Annotated in this window: 14 protein-coding genes; 7 read left to right on the top strand and 7 right to left on the bottom strand. The window is 59.9% G+C overall.

Features of this window, described 5'->3' with window-relative positions:
• Positions 1-60 precede the first annotated feature (60 nt).
• Positions 61-1,032 (top strand): agmatinase, encoded by a 972-nt coding sequence (gene speB, locus ATY80_RS05800; protein ID WP_088691534.1) that lies wholly within the window; start codon positions 61-63, stop codon positions 1,030-1,032.
• A 14-nt stretch (positions 1,033-1,046) separates the two neighbouring features.
• Here speB and ATY80_RS05795 read toward each other — a convergent pair whose 3' ends face one another.
• From ATY80_RS05795 to ATY80_RS05780, 4 genes are all read right to left on the bottom strand, one after another.
• A complete protein-coding gene (locus ATY80_RS05795) occupies positions 1,047-1,574 on the bottom strand; it encodes a flavin reductase family protein (protein WP_088691533.1) in 528 nt (175 codons plus the stop codon).
• A gap of 15 nt (positions 1,575-1,589) precedes the next feature.
• Positions 1,590-2,942, bottom strand: coding sequence for an LLM class flavin-dependent oxidoreductase (locus ATY80_RS05790; RefSeq protein ID WP_088691532.1), 1,353 nt, complete (start codon positions 2,940-2,942; stop codon positions 1,590-1,592).
• 96 nt (positions 2,943-3,038) lie between these two features.
• Positions 3,039-3,977 carry a LysR family transcriptional regulator gene (locus tag ATY80_RS05785; protein ID WP_088691531.1) on the bottom strand — a complete coding sequence of 313 codons (939 nt, stop codon included), beginning with the start codon at positions 3,975-3,977 and terminating at the stop codon, positions 3,039-3,041.
• 10 nt (positions 3,978-3,987) lie between these two features.
• Entirely contained in the window at positions 3,988-4,716 is a 729-nt protein-coding gene (locus ATY80_RS05780) for a UTRA domain-containing protein (RefSeq protein WP_088691530.1), read from the bottom strand.
• Between the two features lie 226 nt (positions 4,717-4,942).
• On the opposite strand from ATY80_RS05780, the gene ATY80_RS05775 reads away from it, so the two are divergent.
• From ATY80_RS05775 to ATY80_RS05755, 5 genes are all read left to right on the top strand, one after another.
• Positions 4,943-5,770 (top strand): transporter substrate-binding domain-containing protein, encoded by an 828-nt coding sequence (locus tag ATY80_RS05775; RefSeq protein WP_088691692.1) that lies wholly within the window; start codon positions 4,943-4,945, stop codon positions 5,768-5,770.
• Between the two features lie 88 nt (positions 5,771-5,858).
• Complete coding sequence (locus tag ATY80_RS05770; RefSeq protein WP_088691529.1) at positions 5,859-6,500, top strand: amino acid ABC transporter permease; 642 nt, start codon at positions 5,859-5,861, stop codon at positions 6,498-6,500.
• The gene (locus tag ATY80_RS05765) at positions 6,497-7,165 is read left to right on the top strand and encodes an amino acid ABC transporter permease (protein ID WP_088691528.1); all 669 of its coding nucleotides are present in this window, start codon (positions 6,497-6,499) and stop codon (positions 7,163-7,165) included. Before ATY80_RS05770 ends, ATY80_RS05765 begins: the two co-directional genes overlap by 4 nt.
• Positions 7,162-7,953: an amino acid ABC transporter ATP-binding protein gene (locus ATY80_RS05760; protein WP_088691527.1), complete on the top strand. Its 792-nt coding sequence runs from the start codon at positions 7,162-7,164 to the stop codon at positions 7,951-7,953. The genes ATY80_RS05765 and ATY80_RS05760 overlap by 4 nt, the downstream gene beginning before the upstream one ends.
• A 263-nt stretch (positions 7,954-8,216) precedes the next feature.
• Positions 8,217-8,363: a DUF1127 domain-containing protein gene (locus ATY80_RS05755; protein ID WP_088691526.1), complete on the top strand. Its 147-nt coding sequence runs from the start codon at positions 8,217-8,219 to the stop codon at positions 8,361-8,363.
• Between the two features lie 461 nt (positions 8,364-8,824).
• Here the strand turns inward: ATY80_RS05755 and ATY80_RS05750 are convergent, their stop codons facing one another.
• The 3 genes from ATY80_RS05750 to ATY80_RS05740 form a co-directional block, all read right to left on the bottom strand.
• Positions 8,825-9,979, bottom strand: a complete 1,155-nt coding sequence (locus ATY80_RS05750; RefSeq protein WP_088691525.1) for an MFS transporter — start codon at positions 9,977-9,979, stop codon at positions 8,825-8,827.
• Positions 9,980-10,165: 186 nt separating this feature from the next.
• Positions 10,166-11,311, bottom strand: a complete 1,146-nt coding sequence (locus ATY80_RS05745; RefSeq protein ID WP_088691691.1) for a Xaa-Pro peptidase family protein — start codon at positions 11,309-11,311, stop codon at positions 10,166-10,168.
• A 228-nt stretch (positions 11,312-11,539) separates the two neighbouring features.
• Positions 11,540-12,922: an FAD-binding oxidoreductase gene (locus ATY80_RS05740; protein WP_088691524.1), complete on the bottom strand. Its 1,383-nt coding sequence runs from the start codon at positions 12,920-12,922 to the stop codon at positions 11,540-11,542.
• Positions 12,923-13,285: 363 nt separating this feature from the next.
• Here ATY80_RS05740 and ATY80_RS05735 point away from each other — a divergent pair, with 363 nt between their 5' ends.
• Positions 13,286-16,804 (top strand): adenylate/guanylate cyclase domain-containing protein, encoded by a 3,519-nt coding sequence (locus ATY80_RS05735; protein ID WP_088691523.1) that lies wholly within the window; start codon positions 13,286-13,288, stop codon positions 16,802-16,804.
• Positions 16,805-16,824: the final 20 nt, after the last annotated feature.

The raw sequence follows: 16,824 nt of genomic DNA, 5'->3' as shown, positions 1-16,824 counted from the left end.
TGCGCGCGCGACATGAGCATCGCACATTGCGCAGCGGCAATTGCAAACGCAGGACGAACGATGAGGGGAACTTTCTTTCAACCAGTTGATGCTGCAGACGTTCCGCGCTTCGCCGGGCATTCGACCTTCATGCGTCTGCCAGCGGTGCAGACCGCAGTCGGGCTTGATATCGCGCTTGTGGGAATCCCCTGGGACGGCGGAACAACGAACAGGGCAGGCGCACGCCACGGGCCGCGGGAAGTTCGCAATCAGTCGAGCCTGATGCGGCGTGTGCATCACGTCTCAGGGACAGAGCCGTTCAGTATCGCGAATGTCGCCGATGTCGGCGACCTCTCGGTCAACCCAATCGATCTTATGGACGGTCTCAAACGCATTGAAAGCGGCATGAACGAGATTGTCGCTGCCGGTGCCATTCCGTTGTCGGTGGGCGGCGACCATTTGACGACGCTCCCCGTGTTGCGTGCGGTCGCCAAGAACCGGCCCCTCGGACTGATCCATTTCGACGCACACTCCGACACCAACGATCGTTACTTCGGCGACAATCCTTACACGCACGGAACGCCGTTTCGTCGTGCGATCGAGGAGGGACTGCTCGACCCGAAACGAATTGTTCAGATCGGAATTCGCGGCTCGATCTACGATCCAGGCGAGCACGACTGGGCGAAAGAGCGGGGCGTGCGGATCATCTATATGGAGGAGTTTGTCAGCCGCGGCGCGCAAGATGTGATGCGGGAGGCGCGAGAGATCGCGCGTGGCCTGCCGACCTACGTTACCTTTGATATCGACAGCATCGATCCATCAATGGCGCCCGGAACCGGAACGCCGGAGGCGGGCGGCTTCACGACGCGGGAGGCACAGCAAATGATCAGGCTGCTTGCCGGAGTTGATATCGTCGGCGCCGACGTGGTCGAGGTCTCGCCGCCATTCGACCTGGTTGGCATGACGGCGCTTGCCGGTGCCACGATGATGTTCGAACTTCTTTGCGTCATTGCCAAGCAGATCGGGGATCGGCGCAACGCTGCGGGCGCCTGATTGCCTGGCGTTCATCAGGCGCGAATGCCAGCCTCGCCCGATAGTCGTCGGTAGCCGCCACGCCAGTAAAGCAGTGGCAAAACATCCTCGCGCGTTTCGATCGCACAAACGCGACCGATAAGGATCGCGTGCGAATGGTGGTTGAGTACCGTTTCCAGTTCGCAGTCGAGAACGGTCAGCGCGTCCTTTAGCGCCGACGTTCCGGTCGAAAGACTATGCCATTGCGCGTCCTGATAGCGCTCGATACCGCGCCGTCCGTCGAACCCGGCGAAGGATTGTGCGATGTGCTGCTGGTCGGCGGTAAGCACGTTCACGCAGAAGCGGCGATACCGCTCGACCACAGGCCAGGAAGACGATTTGCGATTGAGGCTGACGATTACCGAGGGCTGATCTGCCGATAGGGAAGATACCGATGTCGCGGTAAAGCCTGTCCGTTCTTCGCCTTCACCAACGGTGACGACGCTGACCGCCCCGGCCAGATACCGCATCGACAGCTTGAACACAGATTGATCGACGACAGGTCGGGTTGTCACCTCTGGCATCCGTTCTCTCCCTGGTTAGCCCGCGGCTTGTGCCTTGGCGAAACGATTGGTTGGCATTGAAAGGCCGAGGTTCTCCCGTAGCGTCTTGCCTTCATATTCTTCTCGGAAGAGCCCGCGCCGGCGCAATTCAGGAAGGACCAGCGTCACGAAATCGTCGAGGCTCGAGGGAAGTGTCGGGAACATCAGGATGAAGCCGTCCGCCGCACGGGAATTAAACCACTCTTCCATGAAGTCGGCAATCTGGGTCGGTGTGCCGGTGATGCCGTTGCCCGTGTGCTTTTCGGCATAGTGACGCACCAACTCACCGACTGTCCGCCCGCTCTTGACGAAATCGGTGAGCTCTTCGAACAGCGCCCGCGACCCCTTGGGCGCAGTCGGCAGTCGATCCATCGGAAACGGCTTGTCCAACGGCACGCCGCGCAGGTCGGCCTCGAGAAACTCGGAAAGCATCAAGCGACCAACGTCCGGATGCATCTTGTCGATGAGGTAGTTGACCTTGGCCTGAGCCTCGGCCTCCGTTTCGCCGACATTTAAGACAACACCCGGCATGATCTTGAGGTCATCAGGATTGCGTCCGTAGGCGGGCATACGACCCTTGACGTTTTCGTAGAATGCGCGGTTTCGGTCGATGTTCGAGGCGAGGCTGAAGACGATCTCGGCTGTGCGTGCCGCCATGTCCATGCCGGGTTCGGAACCGCCTGCCTGTGCGATGACGGGCCGACCCTGCGGCGACCGCGCAATGTTGAGCGGTCCGCGCACCTGGAAGTGCTTGCCCCTGTGATTGAGCGCGTGGTGCTTGCTCTTGTCATAGTAGACGCCGCTCTCACGATCGAGCAGCAGCGCGCCGTCCTCGAAACTGTCCCAGAGACCAAGGACGACGTCTAAAAACTCGTTGCCGCGCTCGTAGCGCAAGGCGTGCGGATCCAGCCCCTCGCGATTGAAATTGTAGCCCGTCTCGTCGTGGTCCGAGGTGACGACGTTCCAGCACGCTCGCCCATGGCTCAGATGGTCGATCGAGGCAAATAGCCGGGCGACGTTGTAGGGCTCGTAGTAGCTGGTCGAGACGGTGGCGACGAGCCCGAGGTTTTCCGTCGTCACCGACAGGGCGGCGAGCAGGGACAAGGGTTCGAAACGGTTCATCTTGGTCGGAATGCGGGCGAGAGCATCCGGGTCGCCGACTGCTGCAGCCGGAGAGTCGGCCATGAACATGAAATCGAACTTCGCCGCTTCTGATCGTTTGGCGACATCGAGGAGGTGGCTGAAATCGTTGGCGCCGTTCACGTTGCTGGCCGGGTGCAGCCAGGAGGCTGGATGAAAGCCGAACGTGTAGACGAAGGTGCCCAGTTTCATCTTGTCGGTACGCGCCATGACATTCTCCCGCAGGCTCTGATCCGTGATTGCCCAAGGTAGCGCCACGCGACTTTTTTCATCAATATCGCGATGCTGGCTTCCGTTTTAGTTTTTCTAAAGTGTCGCCGGTGCAGAGATCTGCGCCTGCCGCCGCGAGATGGCAATGAGCCAATCGCGAAACTCCAGACCATAGGGCTTTTGCAGTGCTGAGCGGTCCCAGGCGAGGAAATAGCTCTCGCGCAGCGGCATTCTGATATCGATCGGGATGACCAATGTCTGCGCTTCCAATTCGTCGGCAATCATCGACATCTGTGCAAGCACGATGCCGCGCTTGTTGACGGCAGCATCTATGGCGCTGCTCGACAGGGTAAAGGACAAGCCGGAGGGCGGACCCTTGAAACTCAATCCGACCTTTGCAGCAAATTCGGCCCAGCTGGGATAGGGTGTGAAATGCCGTTCCCATTCGACATGCAGCAGCGGGTAGGACATGAGATCGGCGGCCGCCAGCCCTTTGTCGCCGACCAGGGCAGGGGAGCAAGCGGGAACGACCCAGTCGCGAAACAGCTCGGCATAGTGGTCGTGCTGCACGACGTCCGAACCGTAACTGACGCGGAAATCGACTTCGTCGAAGCCCATTCGTGGCTCCTTGTCGCGACCGGTCACGCGCACATGCGCATCGGGATGCAGGGCCTGCCAGTCGAAAATGCGCCTGCCAATCCATTTGTTGACAACCGACGACAGTGCACTCAGAACCAGCGCATTTTCGTTGCGGGCACGCTCCAGGACCTGTTGGGCGAGCGCAAATTGCTCAAACGCCTTCGATATTTCGCGGTGGTAAAGACGACCCCATTGCGTCAGCTCGACAGTCCGGCCGCTTCGTTCCACAAGAGTGATGCCAAGAAAGCTCTCGATCTTGCGTATCTGCTGGCTAATAGCGCCCGGAGATACGTCGAGCTCGGCGGCAGCTGCCATTACGCTCCCACAGCGCCCGACCGCTTCGAATGCCTGCAGACCTTTGAGGGGAATTCCCCGGAATATCTGTTCGTCGCTCAACGCATCCCCACTATGGCTCTCGTCGTGACGCAGGCTTATCGGCCGGATGAAATATGCCAGCAAATTGGAAGCGATCTCCGGGATGCGTGATCTCGACATACGTCACCATGCGCTCATTCTGCCACGTCTGACGAATGAGGGTGAGGCAGGGCTCGCCACGGTCGATCGCCAGCATGCGTGCGGTCACCGCGTCGGCTGCGACAGCCCGTATCACATGTTTGGCCTTAGACCAGGGCACTTGCGACAGCAGCCATTGTGCCGGTGGTACGGCTGCAAAACTCTCGTTTCTGGCAAGCGGTACGGTATCCAAAAGGATGATGCGTCGCTCGATTGCAGTGGGCTTTCCGTCGAGAATGTGCAGACACTGAATTCTGAGGATTTCGGCTCCCGACGTGCTGCCCAGCCGGCGAGCCTCGATGGGCCCCAGGGTCTCTATCGTTCGCGTCAGGATCTCATAGCGGTGCTCGTGGCCCGCCAGCATTGCCTCGGTGCCGATATCCTGGATGTCCATGACGGTACGGTCGATCTGCGGCGAGGCGACGAATGAACCGGTTTTGCGCTTGCGCACGACAAGCCCGCGCTCGACGAGTGCCGTCAGCGCCTTGCTCACCGTCATGCGCGAGCACGCGTAGTCATTGATGAGGTCATGCTCTCTCGGTATCCGATCACCTGGACGCCAGTCTCCGCTCAGGATCTTCGCCTCGATGTCTTTGAATATCTGAAGATAAATTGGCTCCAACACACGGCCTCATCGCGCTGCCGACCAAAAAACGCAACCGCGAAATTACGCCGGCAGGAAGCCGTCCGGCACAAAAATTGCGTTCGTCGACTTTGACATTGACACCCTAGGCTAGCGCATATCTATTTGTATAGTCAAAAGCGGATCGCAGACGTCCGCGCACGGGACTAAAAATCGGGAACTCGAACGCATCCTGGCGGGTGTGGAAACTGGAGAGATGACAATCATGATCGCACGTTCACTGCTTAAGGGCCTCGTCGGCGCCGCCTTTCTGGTCGGGGCGACCCTGTCGGCGCATGCGGCCGACACGCTTGCCGCCGTCAAGGCAGCGGGCACGCTGAAAGTCGGTACGGAAACCGCCTTTGCGCCCTTTGATTTTATCGATGCCGGCGAGCACGCTGGTTTGAACGTTGATCTTTTTGCCGAAATCGGCAAGGAGCTCGGGGTCAAGATCGAATGGGTAGCTCTTCCTTGGGACGGCGTGTTCCCGGCGCTTGAAGCTGGGAAGTTCGACGTCGTTGCCGGCCCTGCGACCATCACCAAGAAGCGCCTGGAGCGTTATCGCTTCACGCCCCCGATTGCCGAAGCGACCATCGCGATCCTGAAGAAGGCCGGTGACACGACGATCAGCAAGCCCGAGGACATCGCCGGCAAGACGATTGGCGTTGGCAAGGCGACTTCACAGCTCGATCAGCTGAAGGAATTTTCGGCAACCCTGCCTTCGAAGGTGGACATCCGCGAATACCCCGCCTTCACCGAATCCTATGCTGATCTCGCAGCTGGTCGTATTGCTGGCGTTGCCAACTCTTTGCCGAATATCGCTTTCGTCGCCAAGCAGCGGGAGGGAACCTTCGAAGTCGTCCTGCCGCCGTTCGGCAAGAAGTCCTATTTCGGTTTCATCGGCCTGAAGGATGCCGATCACGGGCCGCTGATGGACGCTATCGATGCAGCACTTTTGAAGATCAAGGCGGACGGCCGTATGGCCGAGCTGCAGAAGAAGTGGTTTGGCGCCACCTTCGACACGCCCGATGCGGTCAAGGATCCTGCGTTCTGACTGTAGACCGATCATCGATTGCGCCCGGTCGGGGCGCAATCGAAGACGCCATTTGCCTCTATGACAGCCAGGCGGGCAAAAGCCGGACATGTCCATCAAACTCTTTGAATTGCTTCTCTATGCGTCGATCTACACGGTGCTGATAAGTGTCGTCTCCATTTTGATCGGCTTTGCAATCGCAATCCTTCTGTCGGGCATGCTGCTGTCGAAGAAGGCGCCCTTCGTCATTCCCGCACAAATTTTCATCAGTTTCTTCCGCGGCGTTCCTCTGCTCGTGCAGCTGCTGTTGATCTACAACATGTTGCCCGCGATCGGGCTGAACGTGCCGAGCATCGTCGCTGCGATCATCGGCCTCTCACTGTGCACAGCCGCCTACCAGGCAGAAAACATGCGCGGCGGATTTGCCAGCGTCCCGATCGGTCTCGTGGAATCCGCCGAAATGGTTGGCCTGACACCGGGCCAGATCTTCCGGCGCATCAAGGCGCCAATCGCGCTCAGGCTGACCTTTCCGGCGCTGGTCAACGAGGCAATCCTGATCCTCAAGGCGTCGTCGCTGGTTTCCGTCGTCGGCGTCATCGAATTGACGCGCATGGCGCAGGATCTCGCCGGCAGCACCTTCCTGCCGCTGCAGATATTTGCGGCCGCGGGCCTTATCTATCTCGTCATCAACTGGATCGTCGCGCTTGCCGGCGATCTTATCGAGCGCTCTCTTCCGGGAGTGCCGCGATGACCTTCGACATAAACGTCATCCTCGACCAACTGCCGGCGATCACAAGTGGTGCCGGCGTCACGATCCTGATCTGGATCGTCGGGACAATCGCTGCTGCCATCCTCGGATTCTTCGTCGCTGTCGGCCGGCGGTTCGGTGGCCCGATGCTAAACAAGGCGCTTTTCCTGATCGTTGCCGTGCTGCGCGGTACACCGTTCCTCATCCAGATCTTTCTCGTCTATTACGGCGGTCCGTTCATCGGCCTGTCGCTCGATCCGCTCCCTGCCGGCTTGATTGGCATTTCGATCTATGGCGCTGCCTACTACAGCGAGATCTTCCGATCCGGTTTCATGGCCGTTCCCAAGGGTCACATCGAGGCGGGCGAGTGCGTGGGCTTAACGCAGAGGCAGATTATCCGGCGCATCCTGTTGCCTGAGATGACCATGCTCGTGCTCCCACCGTCTCTCAATATGGCGGTTCTCCTGATGAAGGAGACTGCCGTCTTGTCGATCATCACTGTTCCGGAACTGACGGCGACACTGAGCGCCATCGGCGCCCAGCAATATGCCTTTGTCGAAGCCCTCTCCGTGCTGGCGCTCTTCTATTGGGTGCTCGTGGAGATCACCGGCAGGCTTGGCCGCCTCGTCGAAACAAAACTCACCAGATTCAGGTTTTTCAACGCATGAGCCTTCCCGCGATCGCAGTTAGAAATCTCGTCAAGACGTTTGGAAATACGACGGTTCTCCAAAATATCGACATCGAGATCCCGCAGGGCCAGGTCTCCTGCCTGATCGGACCGTCGGGTTCGGGCAAGAGCACGCTGCTTCGCTGCATGGCTTTTCTCGAGGAAGCAACGTCGGGAACGATCACGGTCAATGGCGAGGTCCTGGGTTTCACCGAAAATGCCCAAGGGATGCGGGAGCGCATTGCGCCTGCCGCCAACCGTGCGATCCGTGCGCAGATCGGCATGGTGTTTCAGCAGTTCAACCTCTGGCCGCACATGACAGCGCTTGGAAATGTCAGCGAGGCGCTGAAGACCGTCCACAAGATGAGCCGCAAGGATGCCGAAGAGCGTGCCATGGCACAACTCGTGAAGGTCGGCCTGGAAAGCCGGGCAGGGCACTATCCGTCGCAGCTTTCCGGCGGGCAGCAACAGCGCGTGGCGATTGCCCGGGCGCTGGCTCTCAAGCCAAAGATCATGCTTTTCGACGAGCCGACGTCCTCTCTCGACCCGGAGCTGACAGGCGAAGTGCTGAATGTCATGCGCGATCTCGCCGCCGAAGGGATGACGATGGTCGTCGTCTCCCATGAAATCGGCTTTGCCGCCACTGTCGGACAGCAGATCGCATTTCTCGACCACGGCAGGATCGTCTTCACCGGGCCTCCGCAAGAGGTTTTCAGGAAGCCGAGAAATGCACGGCTCGAGCAGTTCCTCGACACCTATCTCGATCGCGGTGCGTCGATGTTGCTTTAAGTGCCAACGACACGGGGTAACTCACTGCGGCCGCGCAATCGATGGCTCACGCTGTGGCAAGTCGGGTGCGCGGCTTGGCGTCTCCTGAAACGAGGACGGTCTAACCGGTTGCGGCCTTCGGCCGCTATGCGTCTGCCGCATGGGTGGCGTGAGGTCTTGATGCTGTTCGCCGGCAGAAGATGCGCCTATATCAGGGTCATCGAAGCAAACGAAGCGCCACGGACTGGCAGCTGTGCTTCGAAAGCCCAGGAAAGGGGATTATCATGAACGTAGCACGCTCTTTCAACAATTGGCGCAAGTACCGTCAGACGGTCTCCGAGCTTGGCCGTATGAGCACTCGCGAGCTTTTCGATCTCGGCATCGAGCGCGCCGACATCCGTAGCGTTGCGAAGGCAGCGATCGGCCGTTAAGGCCGGCAAACCGCCAAAGTTTTCGATTTCCGAGCGTCCGCAGTCTTCTTGCGGGCGCTTTTTTCTTTGGCGTCTGCACTGTCGGCGGGCGTTTGGAATGCCTGTCGAGCCACCCGGTAGACGCATAGCGCATGGCAGACATGCAGAAAGATGCCTGTCATTTGGGCGAAAATGGTGTAGAAGTCTATCCATCGAAGCGATGCACCTCCTCCCGCAGCGCTTCGTATGGCAAGCGTCCTTCTCCTCCTCCCAAGGTCGCTTGCGGAACAGCAGCACTCCTCCTCCCAGCTGCTGTTCGGTTATTTCAGGAAAAGCCTGCCGCACCTCCTCCCGCGGCAGGCTTTTTCGTTTGTGCTGTGATTGCCCGGCCTGGGGTGGCGAAGGCTGCGACTGATCACTGCTTCCGCCGAGATCTCGAGCACGTTGCACCGGCCGTCGACGGCACGGATGAAGTTTCCATCCTATGCGGCAACCATCCTTCGGGAAAATGGCAGGGATCGAATACAGGCCATGGCAGAAAGGATCACCGGCAGGCACGCAAGATAGGACGTGCGGATGCCGGCGTGCTCTGCCACGAAGCCCAGGAGCGGAGGGGCAAGGAAGAACACGACGAATGACATCTGGCCGAGTGCTGCGACGTTGAGATGGGCAGCGCGATCCGCGCGCTGCGCTGCTGCCGAGACGGCGAGCGGATAGACCGCGCTGCATCCCCCACCCATGAGGGCAAACCCCGCAAGGGCCATAGATTGGTGCGGGGCGAGCCAAACGGCACAAAGCCCGGCGGCAGATACGAGAAGCAGCGTAAAGGCGACCGTTCTGGAGCCAAAGCGATCGACAAACGGGTCGGCAAAGAGGCGTGTGAGCGCCATGAAAAACGTGAAGAACGTAAGACCAAGTCCTCCGACAAACGGCTCTGAGTCAAAGACGTCACGCATATAGATCGCTGACCAGTCAATCCCTGCACCTTCGACAAGAAATGCCGCGATGCCTATGAGGCACAGCGGAAGCAGCCCAAGCGTCGGAAGCGCGATGTGCCCTGGATCGGCATGTGAAAGCGTTGGGCGGGCAGGAGCATTGCGCATGCCAGCGATGATGGTCGTACCAGCCAGGAGGACGAATGCGAACGTCAGGGCAAGATGAAGCTGCACCGATAGTCCTGCCTGGCGGGCAAAGGCCGAAACCAGGGCGGTCACGAAAAACCCAAGACTCCAAAATCCGTGAGCTCTGTTCATGACGCCACGGCCAAGCTGCGCCTCGATGCGATCGATCTCGACGTTAAGATTGATCTCCAGCGCTCCCGCCAGAAGCCCTTCCATGAGGAGGAGCGCAAAGACGAAGGGTGCCGCACTCATCCACGGCACGAGCGCAAGCAGCGCGGAGGTTCCAAGAATAGTGAGGAACGCCGTCGTTCGCGCGCCGAGGCGTGCGACGATGGTGGATGAAAATGTCAGCGATACGAGAGCGCCAATGGCGGCGCCGATCAGCGTCAATCCAAGCTCGGATTTGTCGATCTGCAAGGCGTCCTGAACATCGGGCAGACGCGAAAGCATTGCTCCCATCGACACCGCAAAAAGGAAGAAGCAGACATAGATCCGCTGCTGCGGCGCGATTTTCATGCATGGCTCCCGAGAATCGTAAAGGCTGAGCAAGCCATGTTTATCCGAGCACGACAGATATCGGCAATTCGCTTATAGTCGTGGCTCCGCTTGCAAGGCTAAAAGAAGCCCCACCGAAGCGGGGCTGGAGGAAGAGTGTCTATCTAACGCTCAACTCGCCAGAGGGTTCCCGCGCGCCCCGTCACCTTAGACCGCAGAGGCAGACGCCGACGGCGTCGTGAACCAGTGCGGACCGTCTTCAGCCATATAGATGTGATCCTCTAGCCGAACACCGAATGCGCCGGGAAAGACGATCATTGGCTCGTTCGAAAAGCACATGCCGGCAGAAAGCGGCGTCCGGTTGCCTTTGACTATGTAAGGTGCTTCGTGAATCTCGAGGCCCAGCCCATGGCCTGCGCGGTGGGGCAGACCGGGCAGACGATAGTCCGGACCAAGACCGTGCCGGGCAAATGCGTTGCGGGCGGCGGCATCAAGGCTTTCGCAGGCGGCTCCCGATTTTGCCGCCTCGAACACGGCCTGCTGTCCCTCACGCTCGATTGCCCATGCGCGCATAAATTCCTTATAGCCATCGTCAAGCATATAAGTGCGCGTCAGATCGGAGTGATAGCCGTCAATTCGGCAGCCGGTGTCGACAAGGATAACGTCTCCCTGTTTCAAAATCTGTTCGCCATCGGCGCCATGCGGCAACGATGTCGCCGACCCGAACGACACGATGCAGAATGTGGAACCGTCGTCGGCACCTGCGCTGCGATGCTGCTGGTCGATGAAGCGTGCCACTTCGGAGGCGGCAATACCGGGCGCGATTGTGTCGCGGACCTTGCGGTGAATGTCCAGGGTGATATTCATCGCATGCTGGATCAGGGCGATCTCGGCCGGCGACTTGATCGCCCGCAGCGCCCGTAGCATCGGTCCGCCGTCGACAAGCCGCACTGTCCCCATCTGTTCTGCAAAAGCGTGGTAGAAGGCGAGAGGCAGGGCGTCGTCGAGCGCCAGCTTGCCGGCCGGATCGACCAGTTTTGACACGAGTGCGGCGCTGCTTTCTTCTTCCTCCCAGCTTTGAATGTCGCCTGGTAGGTGGGGCAGGGTCTCGACGCGGCTGCGTTCGAAGCCGGGAACGACGTAGGTGAGCTTCACGTCCGTCACGATGGCACCGATAAGCCTCTCGCTCAGATGCCAGATGAGGCCGGTGAAGTAGCGCAGGCTCTCACCTGGCCCGAGGAAGGTCGCGGCAACGCCCTTTGCCTGCATGCGTTGGCGAAGTTGCGACAGGCGGGCGTGATGCTCCTCTTGCGTAATTGCCGCGACGGGGTGGGGCCAGTGCGAATGTGACACGCGATTATCTACCTGCAATGATGGCTGAATGAGACCTCTTCATCCAGCATAGGGCAGTTGTAGGCAAATTGTCGACACGATAATTCCTGATCGCAGCACCAACGATCAGGTGTTTGCACCAGAAACCCAAAACGCCACCCACTGCGATGACAAGCATCCGAGGGTAGCGTTTTTCAAGCAACACCTCTCAGCGGGCACGAGGAGACGACGAGCATCGCCGCGATCGGGTCAGGCGGCAGGGCGGATATTGTGGTTCATCCGGAACAGGTTGTCTGGGTCGTATTTCTTTTTCAGGTTGAGGAGGCCCTCGTAGTTGTCGCCGTATGTGGCCTTCAGGCGTGCATCGCCTTCGTCGGCCATCATGAAGTTCGGATAAGCGCCGCCGAGATCGAATGGATGGACCGCTTGCCAATAGTCGCTCGCCCATTTCTTCAGCGTCGGCGCCTGGCGCGGATCGGCGTCAACGCCGGCAATCACCATCGACCACGTGGCATCGCGGCAATTCCATGCCGTTTCATTTCGCGCCTTGCGGTGGACGGCGGCATCAATCGGGTAGAGGTGCATCAACGAGGCTTCGCTGGGCGCCTCGGCGACGTGCTCGATGTGCGCTTCGATCGCCGCGTCGGGAAGCGTCTTTACAAAGTCGCCCTTCCAGTACCATTGGAGGCCTTTGGGGTAGAGCCCGTCGAACATGCCTTGAAGTGCCGGGTAGGGCATCGGACCGACAAAATCGAAGATCGGCGCGGGAAGCGACCGGCGTACAGCATTGACTGCCTTCTCCCCCTCGACAACCGCGCCATTGTACGACACGAGGAGCACGCAGATCCGCTTGCCACGATGCTCCACCGGGAATGGATCGGCAGAGGGAACCGTCTGAAGCCCAAGGAAAACGTAAAACTCGTTCGGCGCGGTCGCCAGAAACTCGCGATACCAGCGCATGATCTGCGTAGCGTCCTTCAACTCCCAGAAGATCGGACCGGCATAGACAGTGTCTGCAGGGTGTGCCTCGAACAGAAAACTGGTGACGATGCCAAAGTTGCCGCCGCCGCCGCGCAGTCCCCAGAAGAGATCGGGTCGCTCCGTCTTGCTGGCGGTTACGAACGTGCCATCCGCCAACACTACGTCTGCCTCGATCAAATTGTCGATCGCAAGCCCGTATTGACGGGTGAGGTATCCGTGGCCACCGTTCAGCGTCAGTCCTGCTACGCCCGTGGTCGAGACGACACCGAAGGGGATTGCAAGCCCAAAGCCGTGGGTGGCATGGTCGACATCGCCAGTTGTGCACCCGGCGCCTACGCGAACTGTCCGCTTTACCGGGTCGACCCGCACCCCCCTCATCAACGACAGATCGATGACGAGGCCGTCGTCGACGCTCGCAAATCCTGCTCCGTTGTGGCCGCCGGCGCGCACGGCGATCGGAAGATCGGCGTCGCGGCCGAAGTTTACGGCGGCAATCACGTCGGCTGCATCCGAACACTTTGCGATCAACAGCGGCCGCTTGTCGATCATGGCGTTGTACAGCTTGCGGGCGTCTTCGTAGTCGATGTGATCGCGTCCGATAAGGGCGCCGCGCAGATTCTGAGTGAGCTTCCCGATGGTTTCGCTGTTCATTACACCCTCCTGAAGCCAAGCCTGGAGTTCCTGACATTGGATCGAACGCTGACAAGGCGCGCCCACACAACGATGTACTGACAACTGGTTTGGCTACCCACAGCGGTCGATTGCGAGCTCAAAGAATGCGCTGAAAGACACCGATAGTCCACAATCGTCCTGGAAGCTTCGACGCTGTTGTGCCTGATGGGTAAATGCAAGCAGGTGTCGCGAAACTTACGCTTCGCAAGCCCCGTGACCAGGCGTGCCCCGTGGACATCTTGAGCGCCTCGATCCCCTTCGAACAGCTGCCGCGCCAGGGCGTGGCAGGACGCTGGCGTTCGTGGTATTTTTTTCGACAACCGTGTAGCGGAATGAACGTCGATGCAGACGATTGGGGATTGGCTAGGCCAACTCGGTCTCGGCAAGTACGCCGAGGCCTTCGTCGAGAATGACGTGGATTTGCGAGCGCTCCCTCATGTCGCGGAATCCGATCTGCGGGAGCTCGGCGTCTCGCTTGGACATCGCAAGATTATTCTGGCTGCCATAAGCCGGCTTGCGCAGCAAGCTCCGGACGAACAGCCTTTCGGGTTGGCCGCATCCGAAGCTGCGGCTGACCGGCGGTTGCTCAGTGTGCTCTTCTGCGACCTGGTCGGGTCGACGGCGCTGTCGGCTGAGCTAGACCCGGAAGACATGCACGAGGTGACCCGCCATTATCAAGATAGCGTCGCAGGCGCTGTGACGCGGTTCGGAGGTTACGTCGCCAAGTATCTCGGCGATGGCGTGCTTGCCTATTTCGGATGGCCCATGGCTTTCGAGGACCACGCCGAGCGTTCAATCCGGGCCGGTCTCGAGGCGATGGCCGCCGTCGACGCGCTGCAGTCGCCGAACGCGCAGCGATTGAAGGCTCGAATTGGCATCGCATCCGGGCACGTGGTCGTTGGCAACACCGACGGCAGCGCGAAGGAGCGTGGATCGATCGCGGGAGACACTCCCAACCTGGCAGCACGCCTGCAGGGCTCGGCTGCCCCAGGCCAGATCGTGATCTCCGACAGCACCCGCCGGCTTGCCGGGCAGTCGTTCGATATCATCAGCCTCGGCGAGCGGGAACTCAGAGGGTTTGCCTCACCCATTGCACTGTTTGAAGTCCGCGGTGAGCGAGAGGTGGAAAGCCGCTTCGAAGCAGCGCATGCGAGCGGGCTTTCGAAATTTGTCGGGCGCATCAGCGAGATTGGCCTTCTGCTCGAACGGTGGGAGCTTTCGAAGACCGGTCAAGGCCAGATGGTCTTTCTTTCGGGCGAGGCTGGCATCGGGAAATCGCGTCTTGTCGAGGCTTTCGAACAGCGTTTGCACGAGACCCCGCATGAACTCATCCGATTGCAGTGTTCACCCTATCACGCTACCTCGGCCTTTTACCCGATCGTCGAGAGACTAAGCCGGGTCGCGTTGTTTGCGTCGACGGACGACCGGGACATGCGCGTTGAAAAGTTTCGCACCCTTGTACGCCGCTACGGCGAAAGTCCTGCAGAAGTTGGCGCGATCTATGCCGAGCTGCTTTCGCTCGACGTCGGCGACGAGTTCACACCGCCGGCGCTCTCTGCCCACCAGCGCAAGGAACTTCTTGTCCGCACGTTGGCGAACCGCTTGCTGCTTGCGGCCAGGATCGCACCGGTGCTCATGGTTGTCGAAGACGCGCACTGGATGGACCCGTCCACCAGCGAGGTGCTGCAAGAACTCGTCGGCCGACTTCACGGCACGGCCGCCCTTATCGTTGTTACCCATCGACCGGAATGGAGCGCGACTTGGGCAAGCGGACTGGCGCAGGCGACGACGCTCTCCGTCGGGCGCCTGACGAGGCAGCAGATGCGCGAGTTGATCGAATCGATGGTTTCCGACATTCCCGAACAGCTTGCCGAAATGATCGCGGAGCGAACGGACGGTGTGCCTCTGTTCATCGAGGAATTGACCCGCTCGATCACAGAGAGCGGAAAGTCGACGTCGATCAACGTGGAGATCCCCGACAGTCTGCAGGGATCGTTGATGACACGTCTGGATCGCTTGCCGACGACAGCCAAAGAGGTCGCGCAAATTGCGTCTGTGATAGGCAGGGAATTCGATCGCGACCTTCTTTCAAAGATCGCAGGCCTCGACGAGCGAACGCTCGAAGAAGCACTGAACCAGCTTGAGACCAGCCAAATCGTCGTCGCAGGCGGCGTCTTGCGGGATGCCGCCCTCGTTTTCCGCCATGCGCTCATTCAGGATGCGGCATATCAATCGCTCCTCAACCGACGGCGGCGACATTTCCACGAGGAGATCGCCAGAGTTCTCGTCGACCATTATCCGGACGTCGCCGCCACGCAGCCCGAGCTCATTGCCCAGCACTTCGAGAAGGCGCAACGGATTGAGCTGGCGCTTCCTTACTGGATGAAGGCCGGAGAACGCGCTCTTGCGCGATCAGCCAACTACGAGGCGGTCGACCATTTCCAGAACGCCCTGACGATCGCGGAGCAAGCGCTCCAATCACCCAATCGGCAGACCGACTTGCTTGCCGCGATTCTCAAGCTTGGCGATGCCTTGTACGCCGCGGGCCGCATGACGGACTCGCTGGCGAAATACAGGCTGGCCGTTCCATTGGCGCGCAAGGCCGCAGACACGCAGGGCTTCGTTCGCGCGGTGATCGGCCTTGACGGCTCCCAATTCCTCTCCTCGAACTCGCTTGCCGAAACCTTGCCGCTTCTCGAGGAGGCCATGGCGCTGGTTCAGCCCGCGGACAAGAGGTCGCGGTGTCAGCTTCTCAGCCATCTTGCGCGGGCATACGCCTACCTGAGTGACAGCGAGAAAGCCGCACAGTGCCGTAGCGCCGGAATAGAACTCGCCCGGCAGGTCGGCGACAAGACTTCGCTTGTGGAGCTCTCCGTTCTGCCACTCCTGACAGCCTCACCGGTCAAAACCGCCACGGAGAAAAATAACCGGTTCGCCCGCGTGGATGAAATAAGGCGCCTGGCGGGGGAGATTGACGATGACGACGTGCTGACGAGGGCGCTTTCCATTGACGCCTACGTCTCGACTGAGTTGGGGGATCGCGCGCGAGCCGACCGGGCAGTCGACGCCCTGGAAGAACTCGGCACCAAGCGGCAGCATCTCAACGTCCAGTTCTACGCCCGGATCGGGAGAGCGATGATGGCGATACTCGATGGAAGGTTCACTGCCGCCGAGGCGTTCGCCGAAGAAGCGCTGAAGCTCGGCATGCGGACCCTGGGCGTGGCACCCGAAGGTGTCTACGGCATGCAAATGTTCGCGATCCGCCGGGAGCAGAGCCGTCTTACGGAGGTCGCACCAGTGATTAAGTTGTTGATCGATGAAAACCCGGAGGAAACCACCTGGCTACCGGGCTTCGCGTTGGTCGCCTTGGACCTCGGTTATCGGGAAGCGGCCCAAGGGAGATTGAACGAGCTTGCCCGCACCGGCTTTACCCTTCCGCTTGATGGGAAGCGAAGTGCATCCCTCTCGTTCCTGACGGAAGTCGCCGCTGGTCTCGGCGACGCGGAGGCTGCCCAGACCCTCTACAGGCTTATGCTCGACTACAAGGAGATGACCGTCACGATCGGTATGGCGACCGTCTGCTTCGGCGCGGCAAGCCGCTATCTGGGTATGCTGGCGGCCGCTCTGGGCGAATTCGACAGAGCGTCCAAGCACTATGAGCATGCTGTCGAGATGAACGCGGCCATCGGCTCGCGACCGTGGCTCGCGCACACGCAGGCAGAATATGCGGATGTGCTTATGAAAATGGGTAGCCGGGCCGCGATAAAAAGAGCAATGTCACTGTCCGAGCATGCCCGGTCAACTGCGGCCGAACTTGGAATGGTCCGGCTGCAACAGCGACTGAAGCCGACGATTCATTAGGACCAACAGTTCGCAGCTTT

Source organism: Rhizobium sp. R711, from assembly GCF_002211365.1.
Lineage (GTDB): Bacteria > Pseudomonadota > Alphaproteobacteria > Rhizobiales > Rhizobiaceae > Rhizobium.
Note: the sequence above shows the minus strand (reverse complement) of the source record. Positions and strands in the feature narration are given on the sequence as shown.